Below are 20492 nucleotides of genomic sequence, written 5' to 3' on the forward strand. Positions count from 1 at the left end.
GCGCAGACTTTGTGCAGCATAGCGTCCGCCGCTTCCAAACAGGGGTCCATAATGCGCCGACTTTCCTTCGCCATCGCCACGCTGCTCGCCGCCACCGCCATGGCGCCGCTCGCCATCGCCAAGGGACCGGACGGCCCGAGCGCGCCGGTCGACAAGATCGTCGATCAGGGCACCAACCACAGCGAAGTGATGCGCATCGCGCAGTACCTCACCGACGTGATCGGCGCGCGACTCACCAATTCGCCGCCGATGCGCCAGGCCGAGGACTGGACCCAGGCCAAGTTCCGCGAATGGGGTCTGACCAATGTCCACAAGGAAGGCTTTGAGTTCGGCCGCGGCTGGTCGGCGAAGAATGCCAGTGTGAAGATGGTTGCGCCGCGTCCGCTGACTTTGGTCGCCGCGCCGCTTGCCTGGACGCCGGGAACCAACGGAACCGTCACCGGCCAGGTCGTGCTGGCGCCGATGGCGGACGAAGCGTCGCTCGACCAGTATAAGGGCAAGCTCAAGGGCAAGATCGCCCTGCTCACCGAGCCGACCGACATCACCGATTCGACCGACCTCGACTTCCGCCGCTGGAGCGACGCCGATCTCGACCGCTACGACAGTTTCCAGCTGCAGAACGGCGCCGCCACCGCGAATCGCCGCCCGAGCAGCCAGAGCCGCCTCGCTTTCGCCGCCAAGCGCGACGCCTTCCTGAAGGCCGAGGGCGCGGTCGGCTATGCGACCATGTCGTCGCGCAACGGCAAGCTGGTGCACGGCCAGAACAGCCAGTTCCAGGTCGGCGCCACCCCGCCGCTGCCGGGCTTCGAGATCGCCGCCGAGGATTATCGCCGCCTCGCCCGCCTCGCCAAGATGGGCATGGCGCCGAGCCTCGAGCTCAACAGCGACGTCACTTTCGATGACAGCGACACCAAGGCATACAACATCCTGGCCGACATCCCCGGCACCGACGCCAAGGCAGGCTATGTGATGGCCGGCGCGCACATGGACAGCTGGGCGATGGGTGACGGCGCCGCCGACAACGCCGCCGGCGTCTCGATGGTGATGGAGGCCGCGCGCATCATCAAGGCATCGGGCATCAAGACCAAGCGCGCGATCCGTTTCGCGCTCTGGTCGGGCGAGGAGCAGGGTCTGCTCGGCTCGATGGCTTATGTCGAGAACCATGTCGCCAGCCGCCCGGTCGATCCGGCGCTGAGCGGCTATGCCCGCTACATGGGCTGGAGCAAGGGCTTCCCGATCCAGCCGGGCCCGGACCACGCCAAGCTCGCCGCCTATTTCAACCTCGACAACGGCTCGGGCAAGATCCGCGGCATCTTCACCCAGGGCAATACCGCGGTGGTGCCGATCTTCCGCGAATGGCTGGCGCCGTTCAATTCGTTCGGCGCGACCAAGGTGGCCACCGCCCGCACCGGCAGCACCGATCACGTGTTCTTCGACGCGGTGGGCATCCCGGCCTTCCAGTTCATCCAGGATCCGCTGGATTACGGCTCGAACGTGCACCACACCGATGTCGACACCTTCGACCATCTGAAGGCGGACGACATGCGCCAGGGCGCGATCATCCTGGCAGCCTTCCTGATCAACGCCGCCAACGCGCCCGAGCCGCTGCCGCGCCTGCCGCTGGCGACCGAGCCGAACGCTTCGGACGGCTTCTACGCGGCACCGGGAGCACATTGATGGCCAAGCGTGGACACCGGCCGAGCCAGGCCTCCGCGAGCCGCCCGCGTTTCTACGGGCGGCACGCGGTGCTGGCGGCGCTCGACAATCCCGAGCGCAACGTCCGCAAGATCTGGGGCACGCACGACGCGCTGGCCGGGCTCGACATCCCGTCGACGATCCCGATCACCTTCGCCAATGCCGCCGATCTCGGCCGGCTGGTGCCCGGCGACGCCCCGCACCAGGGGCTGGTCGCCGAAGTCGATCCGCTCGAGGAGATCTGGCTGGGCGACCTGCTGGCGCAGGGCGAAGGCGACAACCGGCCGCTGCTGGTGCTCGACCAGGTGACCGACCCGCACAATGTCGGCGCGATCCTGCGTTCGGCGGCGGCGTTCGACGCGCTGGGCATCGTGACGCAGGACCGGCACGCTCCCGGCGAAACCGGCACGCTGGCCCGCGCCGCCGCCGGCACGCTGGAGCAGGTGCCGTGGTGCCGGGTGGTCAACCTGGCCCGCGCGCTGGAGGAGATCGCCGAGGCGGGCTTCTGGCGCATCGGCCTGACCGGCCATGCCAAGGGCACGCTGGCCGAGGTTATGGGTGGCCAGAGCAAGATCGCGCTGGTGCTGGGCGCCGAGGGCGAAGGCATGCGCCAGAACACCGAGGCGCATTGCGACGAGCTTGCGAAGCTGCCGATCTCGGATAAGGTCGAAAGCCTCAACGTATCCAATGCCGCGGCGATCGCGCTCTATGCGGTGAGCGCCCGCGGCTGATTGCCAAGGGGGACTCATGTTGCATCGTCTGAAGGCCGTCGCGTTCGCGCTGATGGCGCCGCTGGTGCTCGCCAGCTGCCTGTTCGTGCCCGGCAAGTTCGATTCGGCGCTGACCATCCATGCCGACCGGACCTTCACCTTCACCTACAAGGGCGAGGTGATGGCGGTCGATCTGCAGAGCTTCATGGGCAAGGCGATGCAGATGGGCATGGAAGAGGCCGCCAAGGAGAAGTCGGGCAAGAAGGCCAAGGCGCCGGAGAAGGAGCCGGACTTCACGCTGACGCCCGAGGAGAAGGCCAAGCAGGACGAGACCTTCCGCAAGCTCGCGATCGAGGTTGCCAAGGAGGCGGGCTATCGCAGTGTCGAGTATCGCGGCAACGGGATGTTCTGGGTGGATTACCAGATCTCCGGCGTGCTCGATCACGGCTTCCTGTTCCCGTACAATCTGGACAACCAGATGATCATGCCGTGGATCGCGGTGGAGCTGCGCGGCAAGGACCTGATCCGCGTGAAGGCGCCGGGCTATGTGCGGATGAGCGGCAGCGGCATGGGCAATATGGGCGACATGAGCGCGCTGGCGATGATGCCGGGCGGAATGGGCGAGGCGTTCACGCGCCTGCAGGGCACCTTCACCCTGACCACCGACGCCGAGCTGGTGAGCCAGAACAATGAGCAAGGCGCGGTGACCACCGGCAAGGACAAGGTGATCACCTGGAAGACCGACACCACCACCACCGATGCGCCGATGGCGTCGATCCGGGTGCGGGCGGTACAGTAAGCTGACTATCCCCTCTCCCGCTGTTGCGGGAGAGGGATATTTCGATCAGTCCTCTTCGGCGATCCGCACGCGCAGGCCGTCGAGCTCGTCGGTGAAAGGCAGCTGGCAAGACAGGCGCGACGTCGCGTCGCGGTCGCCGGCGCTGTCGAGCAGGTCGTCCTCGTCCATGCTCATCTTCGGCAGTTTGGCCGCAAATTCCGGATCGACATGGACGTGGCAGGTCGCGCAGGAGCAGCAGCCGCCGCACAGCGCGAGCAGCTCGTCAAAGCCGCTCTCGCGGATCACTTCCATCACGCTCAGGCCCGCCTCGCCCATGACCTCACGCTCTTCACCACTCCTGGTCACGACGATAAGCTTGGGCATGGTCTTCTCCTGGTCCTGCTTCGTCCATGCCGCCGAACGCGGCGCTTCGCAAGGCGGGCACGCATGGGGTTGAGCGCCGAGCAGCTCAAGGCGTCGCTGGACGCCCTGGCGAGCCGCGAGCCGCTGATCGCCGTCGCGATCGGGCGCGTAGGCTATCCTCCGCCCCGCATCCGCGACCGAGGCTATGAGACGCTGCTGCGCACGATCGTCGGCCAGCAGGTGAGCGTCGCCGCGGCGCAGTCGATCTGGAACAAGATGGCCGCGCAGCTGGGCACGCTGAGCGATCCGGAAACCGTTGCCCGGGTCAGCGACGACGATCTGCGCGCGGCCGGGCTATCGCGGCAAAAGGCCGCCTATGCCCGCAGCCTTGCCGAGGAAGTGACCAGCGGGCGGCTCGACTTCGCGCATCTGGCAGAGGGCGATGAGGAAGCGATCGCCCAGCTTGTCCGGATCAAGGGCATCGGGCGCTGGTCCGCCGAGGTCTATCTGCTGTTCGCGGAGGGCCGACCCGACATCTGGCCAGCGGGCGACCTGGCGGTGCAGATCGAAGTCGGGCGGATCATGGGCCATGCCGAGCGGCCGAGCGAGAAGCTTACCCGGGAGATCGCCGAAGCCTGGCGCCCGCATCGCGGCGCGGCGGCGGTGTTCGCGTGGCACCATTATAATTCCGAGATGGAAGTGATCTGAGGAGCTAGCCCCTCCCTGGAAGTGAGGGGTTGGGGTGGGTCCTATCCGCAAGCTTCAATCTCGGTGAGACACCCGCCCCACCCCAAACCCCTCCCCTGAAGGCGAGGGGCTTTTTAACCTACGCCGCCAGCCCCACCGCTATCGCACCGAGCGGCCCCGCCATGGTGCCCAGCCCCGGTGCGCCGAGCCGGGCCTCGATCCCCTCGGCCCATTCCGCCAGCGCGCCATAGCCGCCAAGGCTCTCGACCAGCCGGGTGCGCAGCTTGGGGAACAGATAGTCGCGCGCCGCCACCACGCCCCCGCCGATCGCGATACGCTCCGGCGCCGCGGTGACCACGAGATTGTGGAGCATGCCCGCCAGGTCATGGACGAACAGGTCCCATTCGGGGCCGTCATCGGGCAGCTGGTCGCCCGGCACGCCGAAGCGCTCGGCAAGCGCCGGACCGGAGATCAGGCCCTCGAGGCAATCGCCGTGGAAGCGGCACCAGCCGGCATAGCTGTCGCCCGGCGCGCGCGGCAGGCGCATATGGCCGGCCTCGCCATGCGCCCAGCCCATCACCGGCACGCCGCCCGTGACAAGGCCGACGCCGACGCCGGTGCCGATCGTGATATACGCATGCGCCGACATGCCCTGCGCCCCGCCCCAGCGCCCTTCGGCGAGTGCCGCGCCGCCGACATCGGTCTGGAAGCCGATCGGCTTGCCGTAGCGCGCCTCGAGCCGGCGGATCAGGTCGGTGCCGGTCCAGCCGGGCTTGGTCGTCGCGGTGATCGAGCCGTAGTCGGCGCGGGCGCGATCGAGGCCCACCGGACCGAAGCTCGCCACGCCGATCGCATCGAAGCTCCAGCGATCGAGCGCGGCTTCGAGTGCCGCCAGCGTCGCCGCCGGATCGGTGGTGGGCACGGTTACCCGATCACGCACATCGTTGGGCCCGGTGGCGAGCAGCGCCACACACTTGGTGCCGCCGAGTTCGATGCCGGCGATCAGCTTTTCCTGCGTCATGGCGCCCAGTTAACCCGCTTCGCCCGGACAAAAAAGAGGCCGCCCGAAGGCGGCCGCAGAGGAGAAGTCCGGGGCAGTGGCGGCCGGTTGAAAGGCCCGGCCGCCACGCCCCTTTTGCGACCCGTCAGAACCGTCCGCGCAGGCCGATCATGACCTGACGGCCCGGATCGTAGAGCGTGAAGGCGGCCTGATCGAACTGGAAGTAGCTCCGCTGCTTTTCCTTGGTGAGGTTGATGACGTCGAGCGTGAGCTCGGGCGCCCATTTCAGGTCGAACACCTTGGCGAAGTCGACGCTCGCCGACATGTCGAACTGCTGATAGTCGTTCGAATAGAGCCGGGCGAGCGCGATGCCGTTCTGGTTCGCATCCGACGAGACCGAGCCGCGCTGGAAGGTGGTCGACAGACGAATGTTGATACCACCCTGCTCGTAATAGCCGGTGATGTTGTAGGTTACGGGCGACACGCCCACCGCGACCGCCGGGGCGGCGCCAGAACCGGTCTGGTCGATCAGCGTCAGGTTCGCGTTGAAGCCAAAGCCGTTGAGGCCGATCTTGCCGAGCAGGAAGTCGAGCGGCTGCACCCAGTTCACTTCGAGGCCGTTTACCTTGAGCGTGCCGGTGGCGTTGACCTGCTGGTTGAGCACCACGGTGGCGGCGGTGGGGCCGCCGCGCGAGTTGATCGCCGCCTGCTGGGTGGGCGTCAGCGTGTCATAGGTGACGCCGTACGCGGCCAGCGCGGCGAAGGGCACCGTCACCGTACCGGTAGTGGTGAAGCCGGTCACCGCCTTGCGGAAGGCAGTGAAGCCGACATAGCCTTCCTTGCCGGTATAATATTCGAAGCCCAGGTCGATATTGGTCGACAGATAGGGCTCGAGCGACGGGTTGCCGACCGAACCGACATCGGCCGACGGCGTCGAGAAGTTGAGGCCCGGCAGCATCGTGTTCGGATTGGGCCGGGTCATTGTCCGCGAGACGGCGGCACGGACCACCGCGGCATCGCCGATATGGAAGGCACCGCTCGCCGAGGGCAGCCAGTTGTCATACTTAGCGTCGGTGTAGACGAAGTTGGTGATGTTCGGGAAACAGCTGCCGTCGCGCGGATTGCCGGTGCCCGGGCAGGCCGCGGGCAGCGGGCCGGCGCCGTCCGGATCCTGCGAGTTGCGCGGATCCGAGATCGAGACGCGGCCGCCGATCCGCTGGTCGGTGCGGACATAGCGGACGCCGGCATTGTAGTTGAGGTGGTTGTTGTCGCCGATCTGCAGGTCGCCATTCACTTCGGCATAGGCGCCGAGCACCTTCTCGCGGACATAGCCGCCGCTGGCGCCGGTGTTGGACGAGCCGGCCTCGGGCGCGGCATTGTGGAAGGCGTCATAGTTGGACGCTGCCTTGAACGCGTTCCAGTCGACCGTGACGAAGCCGGCCGAGGTCGGGCGCAGCAGACTGGCGAGCTGGGCGTTGGAGATCAGCGAGCCGGCATAGGTGACGGGGCCGGTCGAGCCGCTCGAATAGCCGGTGCCATAGGCCGGATAGCTCGGATAGCCCGCCGGCGCTGCGCCGGGCTGGACCAGGCCGTTGCACGGCGGCTGGGTGTTGGGCGAGGGCACGAACACGCTCGGGCGATTGCCGCACACCGCGTTCTGCCAGGCCTGGCTGTTGTCATAGGCGCTGATCCGGCGCGACGTGTCGTCATAGGCGGCGCCGACCTTGAGGTTGAACGCATTGTCGCCCCAGACGAGGTTGCCGCGGATGCCCTTGGTCTCGGTCTGGCGCTTCTCGTCCTGGATGTTCACGCGGCCACCGGGCCAGGCGAAGTTGGCAGGGTTGTTGAGGTCGATATTGGTGGTGATCGACGGGATCTCTCCGCCGGTATTGTCATAGTTCACCGTCACGCCCGAGTTCGGCGTGGTGAGCACGACGACGCTCGGCGATTCGCGGTGGAAGCTCGACCAGGTGTAGTTGCCCTGCAGGTCGAACTTCAGCTTGTCGGCGATTTCCCATTCCAGGCCCGGGTTCACGCCCCAGAACTTGGTCTTCTCGAGGAACGGGCGATATTCGAGGAACCACTGGGCATTGGCATAGGTGCCCTTGGTCACCACGCAGCCGGCGGTGCAGTCGCTGCGGTCATATTGCGTGTTGAGCGGGATCGCGGCGCCGTTGCGGCCGACCCAGTTCATGTCGACGCGCTCGAGCTGGTTGTCCTTCCAGCCGAACATGCCGTCGACATAGGCGTGGAAGGTGTCGCCCTTGTATTCGAGGCTGGCGATCGCGTTGATGCGGTCCTTGGTGCCTTCCTCGAACATCGGGCGGCCGAGGCGCGGGATGATGCCGTTGTCGATCTGCGAGATCGTAGCCCCCGGATTGCGGGAGAGCAGGAAGGCCTGGTCGATCGTCGTGCCGGTGACGAGGCCGTTGCCGGCATTGGCGGGCACGGTGGCCGGGATCGTCCAGTTGCCGCCGCCGGTGGGGTTGCAGCCGCCGGTCGCGCCGCACTGGGCCGCCGACAGGTTGGGGTTGGTCCAGCCGATCGTCTCGAAGCCGGTGGTGCGCACCTTGTTGTGCACGCCGGCCACGCCGAGCAGCACGCCGAAATCGCCCATCGTGGTGCTGGCGAGCAGCGAGCCGCGATAGCCCCAGTCCTTGGCATTGGTGTTCTTGGTCAGTTGCGCGCCATAGGTGAGGTGCGTGCCCGAGCGGTCGAACGGCCGGGCACTGCGCATGTTGACCGTGCCGGCGGCGCCGCCCTCGACCTGGTCGGCGATGCCGCTCTTGTTGACCGTCAGCGAGGTGAACAGCTCGGTCGGGAACATGTCGAGATCGACTTCGCGGTTGGTGTTCTGCGAGTCGGTGCGGCCAGTCGAGGCGACCGCCACCGGCGCGCCGTTCAGGAGCACGCGGGTGAAGTTGGTGCCGAGGCCGCGGATCGTGACGTTGAGGCCTTCGCCGGTCACTTCGCGGGCGATGGTGACGCCGGGGATGCGGTTGAAGCTCTCGGCGATGTTGGTGTCGGGGAACTTGCCGATGTCCTCGGCGAAGATCGAGTCGGTGAAGCCGACCGAGTTCTTCTTCGCATTGGTCGAGCTGGCGAGCGACGCGCGATAGCCGGTGACGACGATCGACTGCTCTTCCTGAGGGACGCTCGCGTCCTGCGCCGCGGGCGCATCGGCGCTCGGGGTGGCGGGCGGGGTCTGGGCGGTCTGGGCCAGCGCGGGCCAGGCGGTGCCGGCGAGCAGCACGGCGCCGATCATGCCGAGACGGCGCGCAGTGAAACGAGACGCAACTCGAGCGTGCATATTCCCCTCCTGTATGGCCTCTTCCCGGGCCGTTGAGCGTATCGCGTGGTTGCGATGTTAGCGGTCACATTTGGCTATGCCTCGACGGATGCGCTGTCAACTCATACATTTGGACCATTTAAGTTTAACGCGGGAACAACCACTTACCGCAGTACGGTGCGTGGATTGATGCAGCGCACCATATTGTATGAGTTTATTGACACCGTTGCCAATGGCCGACTCAGGCGGATTTTTCGCGCTACGGCATTGCGGTGGAGGGCTGCGCACCACATCTGCCGGGCTCCCTCCCCTCGCTCCCGATGAGGTATCCCCATGCGCTACAACCAGCTCGGCCGTTCGGGCCTGATCGTCTCGGAACTTTGCCTCGGCACCATGACCTTTGGCGGCGAGGGCGGGATGTGGGGGCGGATCGGGCAGCTGCAGCAGGAAGAGGCGGACGCGCTGGTCAAGGCGGCGCTGGATGCGGGCATCAACTTCTTCGATACCGCGAATGTTTACGCCGAGGGCCGGTCGGAGCGGATCCTGGGCCAGGCGCTGAAGAACCTCGGCGTGGCGCGGGACGAGGTGGTGGTGGCCACCAAGGTGCTGGGACGGATGCATGACGGGCCGAACGGCGCGGGCGCATCGCGCGGGCATATCCTGGCGCAGGTGGAGAAGAGCCTGGAGCGGCTCGGCACCGGCCATATCGACCTGTACCAGATCCACGGCTTCGACACGGCCACGCCGATCGAGGAGACGCTCTACGCGCTCGACAGCCTCGTGAAGCGGGGTGTCGTGCGCTATGTCGGCCTGTCCAACTGGGCGGCGTGGCAGGTGATGAAGGCGGTCGGCATCGCGGCGGCCAGGGACTATGCCTCGATCGCTTCGCTCCAGGCCTATTACACCATCGCCGGGCGCGATCTGGAGCGCGAGGTCATCCCGATGCTCCAGTCGGAAGGCGTCGGCCTGATGGTGTGGAGCCCGCTCGCCGGCGGCTTCCTGTCGGGCAAGTACACCCGCGCGGGTGAGGGCGAAGGACGCCGGGCGGGGTTCGACTTCCCGCCGGTGGACAAGGAGCGCGGCTATGACGTGGTCGACGTGCTGCGCGAACTGGCCGGGGCCAAGGGCCGCTCGGTGGCGCAGCTGGCGCTGGCCTGGCTGCTCTACCAGAAGGCGGTTTCGAGCGTGATCATCGGCGCCAAGCGGCCCGACCAGCTGGCCGACAATCTGGGCGCCGTCGACGTCGCGTTCAGCCCCGAGGAGCTGGAACGGCTCGACGCGGTGAGCAAGCTGCCGGCCGAGTATCCGGGCTGGATGCTCGAGCGCCAGGGCGGGTATCGCGGCGGGCCCAGCGAGCGGCGCTGAGCTTTAGTCGAACACCACTGTCAGCGACTCCGCAAAGGGTCCATTCTTGACCAGCCGCCCGGCACCACCGGGCGCGCGGCGAAGATTTGCACGCTTTAACAATGGCTTGAGCATGAAATGTAGCGTCGCGCGGTTGATGTGGCGGCCGAAGCACTGGTGCAAATCATATCCGAAATGGATGTAATTGCTGGCCGGGCGATGCGGATCGAAGCGGGCGGGATCGGTGACCCGGCGCGGATCCATCATCGCCGAAGCGAAGGCGGCGAGCACCGTGTCGCCGGCCTGGACCGGGGTTTCGTGCGACGTGCCGCGGGCGATCACGCCATCGACCAGCACGTTGCGCGGCAGGCCCGGTGCGAGCGGATCGAAGCGCATCGCTTCCTGGACATAGCCCCAGAGCAGGTCGTCGTCCCCTGCCCGCGCCGCCGCCTGGGCACCGGCCAGCGCCGCGGGACGGCGGAGCAGCTGCTCCATCGCCTGAGGCACGACCATCGGCGGCTGGGGCGGCCCGCCGACGATAAAGCCCATCAGATTGGTGCGGATCTCGACATCGGAGAAACCGGGCACGCCCTTCTTCTGCAGGGCAAGGCAACGGGTCAGCACGTCATCGCGGCCGGGCGTGGCCTTCCGCGCGGCGATCTCGGCATCGATATGCGCGCGGAGCGCCGGTGCGATCTGGTCGACATCGGCGCGCAGTGCCGGATCGCCCTTGGGATCGGCGAACTGGAACTCGAACAGGCGCGTGCCCCAGACGCGCAGATCGCCGCCCTTGGGCTCGGGCACGCCGAAATAATCGGCCAGCACCGAGAAGGTGACGCGGCGCACCAGCGTGTCGACCACTTCGATCCGGCCGGGCGCGGCCGCGACGATCGCTTCGGCCATCGCCTCGGCCCTGCGGCCCAGCTCGGGCAGGTCCTTCGGCAGCACGACCATGCGCATCGCATCGGTGTCGCGGTGATAAAGCGGGGTGTCGGCCATGCCTAGGAAGAAGGGCTCGCCGCCCATGATGACATCGAGCTTGGGCTTGTAGGGCGCGCCGAACACCGGATCGGTGGCGAACACTTCCTTGACGTCGTCATAGCGCGAGGTGAGCGTCATCCCGCCGAACTTCACCACCGGCTTCCAGCGCCGGAAAAAGGCGAAGGCATAGGGCATGGCGGCGAACACCCGCCCCTCGATCCAGCGCGCCAGCCCCTTCTTGCCGGGGCGCAGCACGTCGCGCGAGGTGAGCGCGTTCACAGCGAACCCAGATAGTTGAGCGCCGGGATGCTCGGCAGGAAGAAATACTCCCCGCCCGCCATCTGCACGAAGGTCTCGACATCGATGATCCGGCGCAGCGGATCCTCCGGGATCGTCATCGTGCCCTTGGGGCCGATCAGCGGATCGGTCTCGTCATAGAGCGTCGCGAAGTTCGGGTTGAGGATCCAGGTCTGCTGGACGAACTCGAACTGGCGGGTGATGTCGGTGTTCAGGCAGACGAAGAGCAGCCCGCGATCGACCTCGTCCGGCGTCGGCGGCACGCTGATCGTCTTGCCGTACTTCCGGCCGCGACGCAGGATGCGGTGGTTGTTCGCCGCATCGAGCAGGGTCTGCTTGTCTGCCGGCGTCGGTGCGAGGCCATCGCGCGGATTGGCGCGGCGGACATGGCTGCCAAGCGGGCAGCCCATGCCGTGGCGATCATTGTCCCAGAAGCCGAAATCATTGTTCTCGACCGGGATCGTGCCGAGCGGACAGAGCAGGTTGCCGTGCGTGTCGCGCCCGACCACACGCTCGGCCATCCAGGTGGTGGTGACGTGCGCCGATCCTTCCGGATCGCGTTCGCGGATATGGGCGGCGGCGGCGCGCATCGACTGCCAGAAGGCATAGACGTCCTGCTTCAGCTCGCGGACGACCATATAGCTGCCGTTGAGCCCGAGATCCTTGAAGCCGACGCCCTTGGGATGATCGGGCAGACCATCGGTGTTGCCGGCACTCGCCGCGACCACCGGGCCCTGCGCGATCTCGTTATGACCATTCATATGGCCCATCAGGATCTCGCCGAGCGGCACCCCGTTCCAATAGTCCTTGGGCACGTCGCTGCCGTCCTTGTAGACGACAGTGCCGGTCTCGAACGGGATCGGCTGCGAGATGCCGTCGGCAAAGCCGAAATGCTCGCGGGCGATGCCCTGCTTGTCGAGCCGCAGGTCGAGCGGCAGGTGATGCGAGACGGTCACCTCGAACGGCGCGAGCGCGGCGCTCACTTCCTCGCACCAGGCCTCGGCCGCCTCGTCATGCTCGCAATAGAGCAGGACGATCGCATGGACCGTCACCGGCGTTTTGATCCGCTGCTCGCGGATTTCCTGGCGATCGTCGAAGGCACGCGCCTCGTCATCCACCGCGGCATCGTCGAGCGGGGTGTTGCCGCTCCACTTCGGGCCGCCCGGGATCACCGTGCCCTGCCATTCCTCGCCGCGCCGATCGCCGAGACGGCGCAGGCGGTCTTCCTGGAACATGCCTTCCTGGAAAGGCCGATCGAACGAGGCGAGCGCGTTCGCGTTGAGCCCCATCTTCTGGAGGCCGGACCAGGTGAAGCCCATCGCCACGGCGCGCGGATCGCGGCCATCGGCGTCGGTCACCTGCGCGACCTTGCGCAGCGCCTCCACCCAGGCGCCGCCGCCCTTCTTCTTCACGCCCTTCCAGCCGAGCTCGAGGAACAGCGCGCGGCCGGTGGGCAGCGACGCGAAGCCGCTGACCACCAGGCCCTGGGCCTGGCCGCTGGCCGGGGCCGAGAGATGCCAGTTCGGAGTGCCGCCACCCTCGCTCACAGGTCGTTGATCCACGCCGCGGCCTCCTTCTCGCTGAGCTGCTTCTTCCGGAGACCCAGGGCGATGCGATAGTTGCGCTCGACCTGCTCCGCGGTGAGATCCTTGTACGCCGAGTACCAGAAGCGGCTGACCGTCATCGAATGGCGCGCCCATTCCTTGAACTGGCGGCCATGGCTGGCGCCGTCCTTCACCAGGAAGCGTGTCGGCGGGAAGCCCACCCCGCTGCTCCAGGCGAGGGTGAGGCCCGCATGCGCCTTCTCGATGAAGTCATCGAGATAGCTTTCCCAGGTCTGGTCGAAGTTCGAGAAGAACATCAGCCGGCTGTCATTGTTGACCCGCGCCCAATGGGCGAAATGGATCGTGCGCATCGAGCCGAGATAGCCCTCGCGCGCTGCCTTTTGCGCGCGCAGCAGCAGGTGCAGGCCGTGATGGCCGACGCGGATCAGGATCGCGCGCAGCACGCCCGGCTTGATGAGGACGACCGAGCCCATGTGGTTCTGCGGGATCCAGTCCTCGCGCCGGGCCATTTCGCGCAGCATCTTGGGATCGACCGGCGGCGCATCCTGCGAGGCGTCGCGCCGCTCGAGCCAGCGCAGCCAGACCAGGATGCCGGCGACCGTCACCGCGATGCTGGCGCCGCTCCAGCCTGCCCAGATCGCCATGTCCCACCAGGCCGGCCAGAACGGCTTGTGGCCGATCCACGACCAGATCGGCGCGGTGATGAAGGCGGCAATCGCGACATAGACCGCCACGGCGATCACCACGGGGACCAGAAGATGCCTGAGGAAGAAGGTGAGGAAACTGAACCGCGTCGGCGTCGCCGTGCCGGGGAGCGGCTTGCCCATCTTGTAGAGTATGCCGGTGAACAGCGCGAACAGCGCCACGCAGAGCCCGGCATAATATTGCCAGGCGAGCTGGCTCTTGAGGATCAGGCCGGGGATCGACAGCGCGAACACCACCAGCAGCACGAACCAGGCGAGCCGGGCGTAATCGCCAACGCTCTGGAGGAACGGGATACGGGCGGGCGCCTTCTCGGCCAGCCAGCCGAACTGGGGCAGCAGGGCCGCGCGCAGCTTGGCGTGGATCTCCACCGGCGTGAGCTTGCGATAGGGGCTGGGGCCGCCGTCATTGGCGTTGGCCAGCTCCTTGCGGGTGCCGAGGAACAGCTCGCCCTCGGCCAGGATGCGGTCGCGCGTCATGCCGCGATTGCCGTGGTGATAGACCGTCGGCGTGAGCGTGCGCGCTTCGAGATAGGGAGCGATCGGGGCGCGGCTGTCCGGCGCGGTCACGGCGTCGAACAGGTCGCCGGTGTGATCGAGCGGGCGCTTGCAGCACCGCAGGAAGCTGCGGAGATCGGGGCCGATCGCGGTTTCGAGCTGCCCCCAGAACGGGCCGGGCGCGCCGTCGAAATTCGCCTCGATCACGAAGAGCGGATCATAGTCGAAGCCCGGGAAGACGCTGAGCGACATGAAGTGCACCGCCGGCACCGTCGTCAGGAAGTCCGCGAACGGCCCGGTGCCGCCCGACGGGTTCGGGCTGCGCCGGTCCCGCAAGGCGTCGAGCAGGCCCGACAGATGGTCGAAGCTCTCGGGCTTGACCTCGAGTGCCACCGATAATGTGGTTTGCCGCATCCCCCGTCCCCTCAAACGTGAACGGAAACTGGCACGGCATTTCCTACATCGATAGCAAATATTCGACATGCACCCGAAGTGGACGCATCAGTCTCCAAAGTTCGCAATGTTAACGCGAACAAAGTCCCTTTCGCTTGAATGACACCGGTGGCATACAATCCTAAAAACGGAGAGGAATGCATGGGTATCAGCAGGCGTGACGCGTTCGGGGCGGTGCTGGCAGGTGGCGCGGCGGTGGCCGGAGGCGCCGGGGCGCTGCTCCGGCCGGACGAGGCCCATGCGACACAAACAGACGCTTTGGTCCCCGGATATAAGCGCGGCTTCGACAACCAGCGCATCGCCGACCTGGGCGACGGGCGCTTCCTGAACCCGCTGCTCGCCGGCGACCATCCCGATCCCGCCATCCTCAAGGACGGCGCGGATTACTACATGACCTTCTCCAGCTTCGATTCCTATCCGGGCATCACGATCTGGCACAGCCGCGACCTGGTGAACTGGCAGCCGCGCAAGGCGGCGCTGACCAGGAATATCGGCTCGGTCTGGGCAGTTAGCCTGGAGAAGCACAATGGGCGCTACTTCATCTACATCCCGGTCAAGGCGAGCCCGAACTCGATCTTCGTGATCTGGGCGGACCATATCGATGGCCCGTGGAGCGACCCCATCGACCTGGGGCTGCACGCCCATATCGATCCCTGCCACGCGGTGGGTGAAGACGGTTCCAGATGGCTGTTCCTTTCGGGCGGAGACCGGGTGCGGCTTTCCGAGGATGGTCTGTCCACTGTCGGCCAGGTCGAGCATGTCTACGACCCCTGGCACTATCCCGAGGAATGGGACGTGGAGAGCTTCTCCCCCGAGGGGCCGAAGATCCATCACCACAAGGGCTGGTTCTACATGATCACCGCGGTGGGCGGCACGGCAGGTCCGCCGACCGGCCATATGGTGATCGCGGCGCGCTCGCGCTCGATCCACGGGCCCTGGGAGCAATGCCCTGCAAACCCGTTGGTGCGCACTGTCAACAACGACGAGGCCTGGTGGTCGCGCGGGCATGCCTCGCTCGTGGAGGCACCCGACGGGAGCTGGTGGTCGGTCTATCACGGCTTCGAGAACGGATACTGGACGCTGGGGCGCCAGGCCTTGCTCGACCCCATAGAATGGACGGCGGACGGCTGGTTCCGGATGACCGGCGGGGATCTTTCCAAGCCGATCCGCAAGCCGAAGGGCGGCGCGCGGGTGCCGCATGGCCAGGCGCTATCGGACGACTTCACCGGGCCGCTGGCGCTGGGGCGGAAGTGGAATTTCTTCAAACCCTCCCAGACGGAATCGGACAGAGTGCACGCCGAAGCTGGCACGCTGACCCTGAAGGCCACGGGCAAGGCGCCGGTGGACTCGTCGCCGCTGCTGCTGATCGCCGGCGACACCGGCTATGAGTTCGAATGCGAGATCGAGATCGCGCCGGGTGGCACCGCCGGGCTGGTGCTGTTCTATGACGAGAAGCTCTATTGCGGGCTGGGCTTCGACGAGAAGAAGTTCGTCACCCACCAGTACGGCATGGAGCGCGGGCGGCCTGCCAATCCCTATGGCCGCAAGCTCCGCATGCGGGTGCGCAACGACAGGCATATCGTGGCGTTCCATTTGTCGGGCGATGGCGGGAAGACGTGGAAGCGGTTCGACCGGGGCATGGAAGTCTCGGGCTATCACCACAATGTGCGCGGCGGCTTCCTGATGCTGCGGCCGGGGCTGTACTCGGCGGGCGCGGGCGAGGCGAAGTTCCGGGACTTCAGGTTCCGGGCGCTCTGACTTGGCGATCATGGCGGTTCCGCGCTAGGCGGGCCGCCATGATCGACGCCGGCATGTTCTTGCCCCCCTCTTCCGCAGCAGGCCCGGCGTGACGCTCGTCCGGCTGAACAAGCCCTATGGCGTGCTGAGCCAGTTCACCGATCGCGGCACCGAGACGGCGCGCGCCACCCTGTCCGACCTGATCGACATGCCGGGCGTCTATCCGGCCGGCAGGCTCGACCGGGACAGCGAGGGGCTGCTGCTGCTGACCGACGACGGCAGGCTGCAGGCGCGGATCGCCGACCCGAAGTTCAAGCTGCCCAAGACCTATCTGGTCCAGGTCGAGGGCGAGCCGAGCGAGGAAGCGCTGCATCGGCTGCGCACCGGCGTGGTGCTGAAGGACGGCCCGACGCTGCCGGCGCTGGCCGAGCGGATCGAGGCGCCCGACCTGTGGCCGCGCGATCCGCCGATCCGCTACCGCGCGAACATCCCCGATTGCTGGATCAAGCTGACCATCCGCGAGGGGCGCAACCGCCAGGTGCGCCGGATGACCGCGGCCGTCGACCACCCGACCCTGCGGCTGGTGCGGTGGAGCATCGGCGACTGGTCGCTCGCGGACCTGCCGAGCGGCGCTTGGCGCGTGGTATGATGCTTGGCGGGAGCGCCTAATGGAGGTGCGGCAGCCGCCACGCGCCGACGAGCGCCGCGGCGCGTAGCGTGAAGATCGCCAGCGCGCCGGCCGCGCCCGCCACGTCCTGGCGCACCTGGAAACGGCGGACCAGCACGACGATCAGCGCCGCGCCGGCGATGGCGGCGGTGGCGTAGAAATCCTCGTGCAGGACCTTGGGCACCCGGGCCAGCAGCACGTCCCGCAGCATGCCCCCGCCGCAGCCGTTGACGGTGGCGATGATCACGACCGAGGCGCTGTTGAGCTTGTAGTCGAGGCATTTGCGCGTACCGGCGACCGCGGCAAGCGCAAGGCCGCCGCCCTCGAACACATCGACCTGCAGCGGCGGCGTGAAATTCCCGACCGGGCCCAGAACAAGCGACGCGATGAGGACGACCATGGTTGCGGCCAGCGCCAGTGCCGCATAACGCCAGTCGCGGAACGGCGCGGGCGGATGCTCGCCGAGCAGCAGGTCGCGGATCACCGCGCCGCCGACCGAGCCGACAAAGGACAGTACCAGGATGCCGAACAGGTCGAAGTCCGCCTGGACGGCCGTGAGCGCGCACTCCACCGCCAGCACGAAGGTGGCGGCAAGATCCACGGCGTCCAGCATCCTGTCGCGGATACGGTTCGTGGCGGTGTCGTCGAGCTTCATCTTGGCAGGCTCCGTCCGATCGCCGGCAAGTTAGGCCGGGTTTCGCATCGCAACCAGTGGCTTCCTCGACCCACGCAGGCTAAGCTCGCCGCTGCATGGGCAAGAGGCGTATCCTTATCGTTGGCGGGGGCACCGCGGGGTGGCTCACGGCCGCCTATCTCGCGCGATTCCTCGATGTGGCGGACAGCGCGCGGATCGAGATCACACTGCTCGAATCGCCCGAACTCGGCATCATCGGCGTAGGCGAAGGCACCTTCCCGACGATCCGATCGACGCTGAAGTTCCTCGGCATCGACGAGACCCAGTTCATCCGCGCGACCAGTGCGACGTTCAAGCAGGGCATCCGCTTCAACGACTGGCTCCACGCACCTTTGCCCGACGGCACGCGGCACCATTATCTCCACCCGTTCGAACCGCCCTTCTACACCGAGGGGACCAGCCTGGTGCCCTATTGGCTGCTCCAGGACGCCGGGACGCGGCCGCCCTTCGCCGAGGCGGTGACGATCCAGAACCGCGTCGCGGAGAGCCAGCGGGCACCCAAGAAGCGCGGTGAAGGCGAGTTCTCCGGGCCGCTCAACTATGCCTATCATTTCGACGCGGCGCGGCTGGCGAAGATCCTGCAGGAGCGCGCGGTCGAGCTGGGGGTAAGGCACGTCTCCGGGCTGCTGACCGGCGTCGAGCTGGACGCGAAGGGCGCGATCGCCCGGGTGCAGACCCGCGAGCTGGGCGCGCTGGAGGCAGACCTCTATATCGACTGCTCGGGCTTCCGGGCGGAACTGATCGGCAAGGCGCTGGGGGCGGAGTTCAAGTCGGCCCGGCAGGTGCTGTTCACCGACCGGGCGATCGCCTGCAAGATTCCATACGCCGACCCCGACGCGCCGATCGAGAGCTTCACCATCGCGGCGGCGCATGCGGCCGGCTGGACCTGGGACATCGGGCTGGAGGGGGCGCGGGGCATCGGCACCGTCTATTCCTCGGCGCACATGTCCGACGACGAAGCAGCGCAGGTGCTGCACGACTATGTGGGGCATGACGCCTACAAGGCCCGCATCATCCCGTTCGAGCCCGGCTATCGCGAGGCGCAATGGGTGAAGAACTGCGTGGCGGTGGGCCTGTCGGGCGGGTTCCTCGAGCCGCTGGAATCGACCGGCGTGGTGCTGATCGAGGCCGCCGTCGGCATGATCGCCGAGCTGTTCCCGCATAACGGGCCGATCGATGCCCCGGCCAGGCGCTTCAACGAGCTGATCGTCGCGCGCTACGAGCGGATCATCAACTTCCTCAAGCTCCATTACTGCCTGAGCCGGCGCGACGAGCCCTTCTGGCGCGACAATGCCGATCCGGCCTCGATCCCCGAGGCATTGCAGGAACTGCTGCGGCAATGGCGCCACCGGCCGCCGGGACGCTTCGACTTCCTGCTCGACCTGGAGAGCTTCGCCTTCTTCAACTACCAGTACATCCTCTACGGGATGGACTATCGCACCGACCTGTCGGACGGGCGCGGCGATTTCCCGAACGTGGCGGCGGCGGAGAAGCTGTTCGCGCGGATCCGGACGTTCAGCGAGCGGGCGACCGAGGATCTGCCGACGCACCGCGCGCTGATCGACGCGATTAACGCGAAGTAGCCGTCATCCCGGCGAAAACCGGGATCTCGGGCGGCAAGCGCCCCTCCCTATTTCAACCGTCATTCCCGCGAAGGCGGGAATCCATTCACTACTGACAGCGGTAATGGATCCCCGCCTGCGCGGGGATGACAGTCATGTTGTTGGCGAAGTACTCTTACCGCCTGAAATCCCGGCTTTCGCCGGGATGACGGGTATGGGGCCGGCCGCCGCCCCGGTCAGAGTATCCAGTCCAGCTGGACGAAGAGCTTGTTGGTATCCGTGGCGAACTGCTTCGCCTTGTAGCGGCCATAGCGGGCGGAGAGTGCGTAGCGCCCGCGCTTCACGCCGGCGATGAAGTCGAACTCGTCGCCATATTGCAGGTCGAGCCGGTCGCTGTGGAAACGGTGATAGATCGCGCCGACATTGATCGCGTCGAGCGGGCCGACCTTCTTCCAGGCATAGCCGACATTGCCATAGAGATCGCGCAGGCCGTTGGGCGGGTTGGTGCCGAACTTGCCGGCCCAGCCGTTGAACTTGAACAGCGGCGCGAGCGGGGTCTGGACGCTGGTGAGCGCCACGCCCTTGTCGGCGCCGAGCACTTCATAGCCGGCGGTCAGGCTGAGACCCCTGGCGGTGAGCTTGGCCTCGCCCATCCAGTAATCGGCGGCGTAGCGATTGGGGTTGCGGTGGTAATTGCTCTGCCGCGCCCAGCTGGCGGCATAGCCGACCGACACATCCTTGCCGAGCGGCCGACTGCCGCTGAAGCGCACGCCATAGGTCTGGGTCGACAGGCGGAAGCCCTGCACCGCAGCCTCGTCCTGATCGACCAGATAGGCGAAGCCGCTGAGCGTACCCATCTTGGTACCATAGTTGACCAGGGCGAAGACGTTGTCGCCGCCGATCGCCTGAGGCCGGGAGCCGCGGCCCTGGCGGCCGTCCGTGGTCCGGACGCTCCAGCTATACGCCACGTCGGTGCTCAGCCCGAGCGGCTTGCCATATTGGAAGCGGACCGCGTCATAGGTCCGCTCGCTCTGCCGCCACGGCGCGTTGCCGACAAAGCGATCATCGGCGAAGTTGAGGCGCTGGCGCCCGGCGGTCACGGCCAGCCCGTCCTTGCCGGCATAGCGGAGCTGGGCGCGATTGAGCTCGAGATTCTCGGCGTCAGGGATCAGCGGATAGCGGGTCTTGCCGTTGAACCCGTCATTATAGCTGTTGGTCAGCGCGACCACCGCATCCACATCGACCAGCGCCGTCCAGTTCCGCCAGCTCGCCGTCACGCCCGGGCGGACGCGAAGCGTCACCGCATCGGCGTCTTCGGGCATGCCGTCCTGCTCGAAATGCTCCCAGCGCAGCCGGATATCCAGGTTGGGCGTGAACTTCACTTCCTGCGCCCGCGCCGTGCCGGCGACGAGCAATCCCATAGCGCAAACCAGCGCTTTCTTCATTCTGCTTTCCTCGAAAAGAACCCGCC

At 66.9% G+C, this 20492-nt stretch carries 16 protein-coding genes; 8 read left to right on the forward strand and 8 right to left on the reverse strand.

Annotated elements, in window-relative coordinates; genetic code table 11:
• Positions 1–51 precede the first annotated feature (51 nt).
• From AC1RJ5_RS08675 to AC1RJ5_RS08685, 3 genes are read left to right on the forward strand one after another with little or no spacing between them, the layout of a single operon-like run.
• Positions 52–1677, forward strand: a complete 1626-nt coding sequence (locus AC1RJ5_RS08675; RefSeq protein ID WP_493112766.1) for a M20/M25/M40 family metallo-hydrolase — start codon at positions 52–54, stop codon at positions 1675–1677.
• Positions 1677–2426, forward strand: a complete 750-nt coding sequence (gene rlmB, locus AC1RJ5_RS08680) for a 23S rRNA (guanosine(2251)-2'-O)-methyltransferase RlmB (RefSeq protein ID WP_493112768.1) — start codon at positions 1677–1679, stop codon at positions 2424–2426. Before AC1RJ5_RS08675 ends, rlmB begins: the two co-directional genes overlap by 1 nt.
• 16 nt (positions 2427–2442) lie before the next feature.
• Positions 2443–3204, forward strand: coding sequence for a hypothetical protein (locus AC1RJ5_RS08685; RefSeq protein WP_493112770.1), 762 nt, complete (start codon positions 2443–2445; stop codon positions 3202–3204).
• 45 nt (positions 3205–3249) lie between these two features.
• Here AC1RJ5_RS08685 and AC1RJ5_RS08690 read toward each other — a convergent pair whose 3' ends face one another.
• Positions 3250–3567 carry a 2Fe-2S iron-sulfur cluster-binding protein gene (locus AC1RJ5_RS08690; protein WP_184170438.1) on the reverse strand — a complete coding sequence of 106 codons (318 nt, stop codon included), beginning with the start codon at positions 3565–3567 and terminating at the stop codon, positions 3250–3252.
• Positions 3568–3630: 63 nt separating this feature from the next.
• On the opposite strand from AC1RJ5_RS08690, the gene AC1RJ5_RS08695 reads away from it, so the two are divergent.
• The gene (locus AC1RJ5_RS08695; protein WP_493112772.1) at positions 3631–4254 is read left to right on the forward strand and encodes a DNA-3-methyladenine glycosylase family protein; all 624 of its coding nucleotides are present in this window, start codon (positions 3631–3633) and stop codon (positions 4252–4254) included.
• 118 nt (positions 4255–4372) lie between these two features.
• Here AC1RJ5_RS08695 and AC1RJ5_RS08700 read toward each other — a convergent pair whose 3' ends face one another.
• Both AC1RJ5_RS08700 and AC1RJ5_RS08705 read right to left on the reverse strand, forming a co-directional pair.
• The gene (locus AC1RJ5_RS08700) at positions 4373–5254 is read right to left on the reverse strand and encodes an ROK family protein (protein ID WP_493112774.1); all 882 of its coding nucleotides are present in this window, start codon (positions 5252–5254) and stop codon (positions 4373–4375) included.
• A 124-nt stretch (positions 5255–5378) separates the two neighbouring features.
• Positions 5379–8543, reverse strand: coding sequence for a TonB-dependent receptor (locus tag AC1RJ5_RS08705; protein WP_493112776.1), 3165 nt, complete (start codon positions 8541–8543; stop codon positions 5379–5381).
• Positions 8544–8855: 312 nt separating this feature from the next.
• On the opposite strand from AC1RJ5_RS08705, the gene AC1RJ5_RS08710 reads away from it, so the two are divergent.
• Positions 8856–9887: an aldo/keto reductase gene (locus AC1RJ5_RS08710; RefSeq protein WP_493112778.1), complete on the forward strand. Its 1032-nt coding sequence runs from the start codon at positions 8856–8858 to the stop codon at positions 9885–9887.
• A 3-nt stretch (positions 9888–9890) separates the two neighbouring features.
• Here the strand turns inward: AC1RJ5_RS08710 and AC1RJ5_RS08715 are convergent, their stop codons facing one another.
• The 3 genes from AC1RJ5_RS08715 to AC1RJ5_RS08725 are packed head-to-tail and all read right to left on the reverse strand — an operon-like array spanning position 9891 to position 14301.
• On the reverse strand, positions 9891–11126 hold the full coding sequence (locus AC1RJ5_RS08715; protein WP_493112780.1) for a cytochrome P450: 1236 nt from the start codon (positions 11124–11126) through the stop codon (positions 9891–9893).
• A complete protein-coding gene (locus tag AC1RJ5_RS08720) occupies positions 11123–12706 on the reverse strand; it encodes a Dyp-type peroxidase (protein ID WP_269574233.1) in 1584 nt (527 codons plus the stop codon). The genes AC1RJ5_RS08715 and AC1RJ5_RS08720 overlap by 4 nt, the downstream gene beginning before the upstream one ends.
• Positions 12688–14301, reverse strand: coding sequence for a hypothetical protein (locus AC1RJ5_RS08725; RefSeq protein ID WP_269574232.1), 1614 nt, complete (start codon positions 14299–14301; stop codon positions 12688–12690). Before AC1RJ5_RS08725 ends, AC1RJ5_RS08720 begins: the two co-directional genes overlap by 19 nt.
• Positions 14302–14502: 201 nt before the next feature.
• Here AC1RJ5_RS08725 and AC1RJ5_RS08730 point away from each other — a divergent pair, with 201 nt between their 5' ends.
• Positions 14503–16119: a family 43 glycosylhydrolase gene (locus AC1RJ5_RS08730; RefSeq protein ID WP_269574231.1), complete on the forward strand. Its 1617-nt coding sequence runs from the start codon at positions 14503–14505 to the stop codon at positions 16117–16119.
• Between the two features lie 88 nt (positions 16120–16207).
• Positions 16208–16747: a pseudouridine synthase gene (locus AC1RJ5_RS08735; protein ID WP_493112783.1), complete on the forward strand. Its 540-nt coding sequence runs from the start codon at positions 16208–16210 to the stop codon at positions 16745–16747.
• Positions 16748–16763: 16 nt separating this feature from the next.
• Here the strand turns inward: AC1RJ5_RS08735 and AC1RJ5_RS08740 are convergent, their stop codons facing one another.
• Positions 16764–17420 (reverse strand): trimeric intracellular cation channel family protein, encoded by a 657-nt coding sequence (locus tag AC1RJ5_RS08740; RefSeq protein WP_493112785.1) that lies wholly within the window; start codon positions 17418–17420, stop codon positions 16764–16766.
• A gap of 95 nt (positions 17421–17515) precedes the next feature.
• Between AC1RJ5_RS08740 and AC1RJ5_RS08745 the strand changes: the two genes are divergently transcribed.
• Positions 17516–19042: a tryptophan halogenase family protein gene (locus AC1RJ5_RS08745; protein ID WP_493112787.1), complete on the forward strand. Its 1527-nt coding sequence runs from the start codon at positions 17516–17518 to the stop codon at positions 19040–19042.
• A gap of 215 nt (positions 19043–19257) precedes the next feature.
• On the opposite strand, the gene AC1RJ5_RS08750 is transcribed toward AC1RJ5_RS08745, so the two are convergent.
• Positions 19258–20466 (reverse strand): alginate export family protein, encoded by a 1209-nt coding sequence (locus tag AC1RJ5_RS08750; protein WP_493112789.1) that lies wholly within the window; start codon positions 20464–20466, stop codon positions 19258–19260.
• Positions 20467–20492 lie beyond the last annotated feature (26 nt).

The organism is Sphingomonas sp. GW822-FHT03G08 (genome assembly GCF_058801135.1).